This is a genomic window from Kitasatospora sp. NPDC043949 (assembly GCF_056435365.1).
Genome location: NZ_JBWKEQ010000114.1, coordinates 1 through 3169, shown reverse-complemented (window position 1 = coordinate 3169; position 3169 = coordinate 1). Strand labels below are relative to the sequence as shown.

General features: G+C 69.0%; 3 protein-coding genes and 1 pseudogene. 2 read left to right on the top strand and 2 right to left on the bottom strand.

The window, feature by feature from the left end; genetic code table 11:
* Nucleotides 1-90: 90 nt before the first annotated feature.
* Complete coding sequence (locus tag AC07AL_RS38500; protein WP_400812590.1) at nt 91-576, bottom strand: hypothetical protein; 486 nt, start codon at nt 574-576, stop codon at nt 91-93.
* A 924-nt stretch (nt 577-1500) separates the two neighbouring features.
* Between AC07AL_RS38500 and AC07AL_RS38495 the strand changes: the two genes are divergently transcribed.
* Nucleotides 1501-2139 carry an RICIN domain-containing protein gene (locus tag AC07AL_RS38495; protein ID WP_400812588.1) on the top strand — a complete coding sequence of 213 codons (639 nt, stop codon included), beginning with the start codon at nt 1501-1503 and terminating at the stop codon, nt 2137-2139.
* Nucleotides 2140-2581: 442 nt separating this feature from the next.
* Nucleotides 2582-2845 (top strand): hypothetical protein, encoded by a 264-nt coding sequence (locus tag AC07AL_RS38490; protein ID WP_363589626.1) that lies wholly within the window; start codon nt 2582-2584, stop codon nt 2843-2845.
* A 197-nt stretch (nt 2846-3042) separates the two neighbouring features.
* On the opposite strand, the pseudogene AC07AL_RS38485 reads toward AC07AL_RS38490, so the two are convergent.
* Nucleotides 3043-3169 (bottom strand): annotated as a pseudogene (locus AC07AL_RS38485) (MerR family transcriptional regulator); the annotation flags it as partial.

The window sequence follows — 3169 nt, the reverse complement described above, 5'->3', positions numbered from 1 at the left end:
AAATGCAGTTCCTCCTCGCAACCTGGGCCGGCGCCTGCCCCACCTGCCACCGCGACATACCCACATCCATACAAACCTGACCAAGCCCTACTAGTACAGGTCCGAGCTGCGGATCGTCGCCCAGCTGATGCTCCGGCCGCCGCTGGGGTTGACGAAGACGACCTTGAGGCCGCCGAGGGCGGAGACCTGAAGGCTGGCCTTCTGCAAGGAGCTGGACTTGAAGGTGTTGGCGGACCAGCAGAGGCGGCTGTTGGCGTCGTAGACGACGAAGTTCCCGTCGCCTTGCATGATCGCCTTGTAGCCGCAGCCCCAGGTGTTGGCCTGCCACACGGGGTGGACGAGACTTGCCTCCTGGTAGGCCCGGTAGAGGACGAGGTTGCCGTCGTTCTGCAGGATCAGCTGGGTGTCTCCCGCTTCGATGTGGCCGCCGCGGTAGAGGATGCCGGGCTCGTCCATGTCCGCGGTCGGCAGGTCGTAGGCTTGCGCGGTCCCTGCCGACGCCACCGTCCCGACCAGTGCCAGCATGCCGGCCGCCATCCCGAGGGCCATGTGCCGCAGCGTCTTCGTTGTCTTCATTTCCCCGTGTGCCTCTCTCGTCTGTTCGCGCCCGTGAACGCGTGGGGCGCCCTGTGCAGGAAGGATCATGCGCGAAGGCGGTAAACAAACGATCAACGCCCACGTGGACCGGCGTCAGCCGAGGCCGGCCACCGAGCGCGTCGAGCCGGCGTCAGGCGGGGTGTGCGACGGCCGGTAGGGAGTCCGAGCGGCTCGCCGACCTGGGGTGCGAACGCGGCACAACTGTCCGACCGCCGCGTACGACCGGGTGCCGACCAGGGCTTCCGGCGCAGCGATCCGCACCACGTGAAGCACGGCTGGCACCTTCCACGACGGTGCCGCATCAGCCAGGCCCGCAGGCTCCGTCCGTTCGATCGCCGTACCAGGCTGATGAACGGGTGACTTGACGACAGACAGCGACGGGACGGCCCGCTGTTCGTGCTCCCGCACCGGATGGTGGGGTCCGCCCCGTCGGCGCCACGTGGACGACCAGCGTACGGCTACCAACGGGAGGGCGTTCACAGCGCGCCACTGCTTCCCCGATGAGAACAGGAAAGACGTATACGACGGTTGGGGCGGGTGGTTCGCGAACCTGGACTCGGCTGAGGTCAGCCACCGGAACACCACGGTGGACGTGGCGCTCGTGAAGGCCGGCAACACCGACTTCTTCAAGCCGACTGTGTGGCGGGGCGCCAGTACAAACAGTAGCGGCTCCCAAGGACAGACGAAGTCCGCGGTGGTCGGCGCCGACAGTCCGGTGGTGGGCAACATCGTGATCACCTCCGGGGCCAGTTCCGGCGAGCTGGGGGGATCCAGGTCAAGCGCAAGGTTCTCCAGTACGAGGCCCAGGACGGCAATGGCAACAGCAAGCTGTTCGGGCCTGCGTGGAGCGCGAAGCAGCAGTCGAACGGCCCGGCGGCCGGAAGGGGAGACAGCGGCGGGCCGGTGTTCGTCCCCGCGCCTGAGGGCGTCACGGCGGTCGGGATCATTTCGGCAGGTGACCAGCCGGTCTCCTGCCCCGAAGGGGGCGGCCGGTTCTGCGGGAGCGTCCTGAAGTTCGTCGACATCGCGGACGCGTCGGGCCTGCTCGAGGCACCCATTGAGTACCAGACGTCCGGCGGGGAGGCCGCAGTCCAATTCTCGCCCTCGGTCCGGGATTCCGGCAGCGAGTTGCCGTCCAGCGGCGTCCATGAGGAACTCATGTCGGCGAACAACGGATTCGAAGCCGATCTCGAAGGCGGCAGCACCGCCCCGGGTCCCGAGGTCCAGGCCGCCCGGGGCGAAGCGGAGAATCCCAACAACGAATGGGTCTTCTGGGACAAGGGCAACGGGATGTGGCAGATCGAGACGGCCTACGGTGGCGGCATGGTCATCGACCACAACCCGGATACGCACCGGACCCATCTCGCCCACGCCCAGGACGGCAACAACAACCAGCTCTGGTCGTTCCAGGGTGTGGGCGACGGCTGGAACCAGCTCGTGAACGCGGCAGGCGGCTGCCTCACCGCTGACCGGGAGGGCGACGGGCTGGGCGTGTGGGCCTGCAACTCCAACAACGCCGGCCAGAAATGGCGAGTCGGCTGACAGCGTTCGTAGCAGTACGGCTTCAGGGGTGGCGGGCCCGAGATGCCTGCCACCCCAGTGGTGCCTCTCGCGGCCTCGGGTAGGCCCCGGGGCGCCGATCGAGCGGATCTCGGCCCGGCGTACGAGGCAGCGGTCCGCCGCGCCGGGCGCAAGGCTGGTGAGCCTGTCGGCAGGATGCGGTCCCGTGCGGCGGAGGCTGAGGCCGCGAGGCTGAAGTACGAGCGGAAGCGCATGGAACCGCCCGTCCTCGCCTGGCTACAATCCCAACTCGGCACCACTCGGCACCGCCACCCCCGCCGACGACCTCACCAACCGGTACAACCGTCTCGGCGCTGCCCGCGCCGTCGCGACCGAAGTCCTGGCCGAACGCAGCGCTGGGCTGCTCGCCGACCCGCTGCGCCGCGTCGTGGACGGCGTCGTCACCGTGGATCGCGCGGCCAGCTTGACCGGCGTCGAACGTCAACTCGCCCAGCTCCAGACCACCCTGGGACCGGACGAGGCCGCGCCCAGCGACGACACCACCCCCCCACCTGGACACCGGCACCCTCGTACCTGCGCGCCGCAGCCGATGAAGCGCCCCACCGACACCACCACGGACGAGCCGGACGATGCGGACGTTACTGGCGAACTCGACACCGCGTGGCAGCAGTTGGCCGCCGCCCAGGCCGCCGTCCTCGCCGCGCTCACCTCAAAGGGCTGGCGTTAACGCACCACGCGTCGGTGCGGGCCCTGGATGAAGGCCGGCGCGGTCTCGTTCGCCGCTCTCGCGTGAGGCGCGCCGTAGTGGTGTCGCCCATCTCCGGGGCGACCAGAGCGTGCAGGGTGAGGTCGTCCGCCCCCGTACGGCCCTGTGCGTGGGCCGTACGGTTGGGCGGAGCTGTGGGCCGGGTTGCCGGAGGCCGGTCAGGTGTCGGTTGCGGGTTCCTGGCCGCGCGGGGTGCGGCGGAGTTGTTCGTTGAGGCGCAGGGCTTCTTCGAGTTGGTCTTCGAGGATGATGATGCGGCAGGCGGCTTCGATGGGGGTGCCCTGG